We start from the raw sequence: 1,853 nt of genomic DNA on the forward strand, positions 1-1,853 counted from the left end.
TCGCTCCATCCTGTTTTACCAATGCAGTATGGCTTGCCAATCCATCAGTAATACCACAACTACTTACCATGACCATTACCATTGGTACCGGTGGCGCTCAGATACCGGTATTCAGGGAAGAGAGCGGGAAATTCACACTTCTGGGTAAAGAGGTTTTATTCACTGAGAAATGCCCCGCATTGGGTGCTAAGGGAGATTTAATCCTCGCAGACCTTAGCCAGTATGCCATAGGCATGAGGAAAGAGATCGCTCTTGACCGCTCCAATGTTCCAGGCTGGATGGAGGATATGACCGACTACAGGGTGATTGTGCGTGTAGATGGTCAGGGAACCTGGGATAAACCTATAACACCGAAAAACGGAGCAACACTCTCATGGGCAGTGGCTCTGGAGGCAAGATAGTCTGCGGAAATTTTAGCCAAAGCCACCATTGAACTCATATTAGCTGAGGTGATTGCGGCTTATATTATTGCCACAGAACCCAATTTGAGCCTAAGCAATACTTAGGGTGAAACCGCCCAAAATGAGAAAATAGGAAGCTCTGCTCCTGCTTAACAGACTATTTAACAGTGGGTAGTTCTCCTACCCACTGGAATGCTTCGAACCATTAAAAGCTTATAAATATTGCATTTACAAGCATAATTGACTTGCTATATCAGCGGTTCAGAGTGATGAATGTTACTGCGGAGTGAAGGCTTTAACCGTAGGAAGGGGTGAAAGCGTGAGAGCAAAGATTACCACAACCATAGAGGAAGCCTTATTAAATCAAGCCAAGCACTTGCCGAAGAAGAGGGTTTGTCCGGTGCCAATGCCATTATTGAAAGGGCGCTGGAGTTGTATTTTGCCGGTATTCAATGTGAAGTATGGGAAAAATTGTTGCCCAGCGGCTGGATAAAGAAGCTGGTTCTCAAAGGGGATTTAATTCTGTACGAAAACATCAAGTGCAGAAAAACCTTGGAGAACTACAGGCCGGAAGATTACACACAGGAAAGCCTAAAAGCAAAAGGCTGGAAAAAGGTTTAGTAGCCAGTAAAAAGGCCTCTGTATTGCTCCCTGAAACGTAAAAGCGTAGGTTGCAGCCGTAAGCTTTATTGAAACAAAAGGGGCAAGTAAAGAGGAATTTGAAAGGTTGCAGCAGTTATCAATACAGAAATTTATTGGTCAGAAGCATTAAGAAATTAGTGTCCAAGCGAAGCAGTAGAAGAACATTAAGAAATTTGAACTAAGGCTCGTGATGCCTTAAATCACGTAATTTGTCACACCAGGAATAGATAGGTTGGCGTTCCCTTGCGAGGATTAAGGTTAAGGGACACTTCTTTACAAGAAATGTCCCTAATCGAATCTAACGCTCTTAAATTGAGGTTGCCGGTATGAGTGGTGGAGACATTGGAAAAGGAGAGGATAAATATTTATCATAAACGAAACACCTGCTTTGTTGGAATTGATATGCACAAGGATACCCACTGTGCAGTTGTTATAGATTGCTGGATGAATAAACTGGGTGAGATTAACTTTGAGAATAGACCATCCAGATACCCTGCATTTGTTGAGGATGTTAGGAAGATTTGCGGCACAAAGGAAATTGTATTCGGACTTGAAGATACCAGAGGCTTTGGCAGAAACCTTGCTGCCTATCTGGTGGGCAGGAAGTTTGAAGTAAAGCACGTAAACCCTGCATATACAAGCGCTGTAAGGCTTGCAAACCCTATCATTTACAAGGATGACTCCTATGATGCCTATTGTGTGGCAAGGGTTCTCCGGGATATGGTAGACACTCTGCAGGATGCCAAACATGAGGATATATTCTGGACAATACGGCAGATAGTTAAAAGGCGGGATTTGATTGTAAAAAGT

General features: G+C 43.4%; 3 protein-coding genes. All 3 read left to right on the forward strand.

The features are described from left to right. Nucleotides 1-401, forward strand: a 401-nt coding sequence (locus JCM21531_RS17065; protein ID WP_038291616.1) for a phage major capsid protein, incomplete at its 5' end; no start/stop codon positions are given. A 393-nt stretch (nt 402-794) separates the two neighbouring features. Continuing rightward, nucleotides 795-1,022, forward strand: coding sequence for a hypothetical protein (locus tag JCM21531_RS17070; protein ID WP_243467892.1), 228 nt, complete (start codon nt 795-797; stop codon nt 1,020-1,022). Nucleotides 1,023-1,373: 351 nt separating this feature from the next. Then, nucleotides 1,374-1,853 (forward strand): IS110 family transposase (locus JCM21531_RS17075; RefSeq protein WP_038291619.1); only part of this gene is annotated, 480 nt, incomplete at its 3' end.

The organism is Acetivibrio straminisolvens JCM 21531, assembly GCF_000521465.1.
GTDB classification, from domain to species: Bacteria; Bacillota; Clostridia; order Acetivibrionales; family Acetivibrionaceae; genus Hungateiclostridium; species Hungateiclostridium straminisolvens.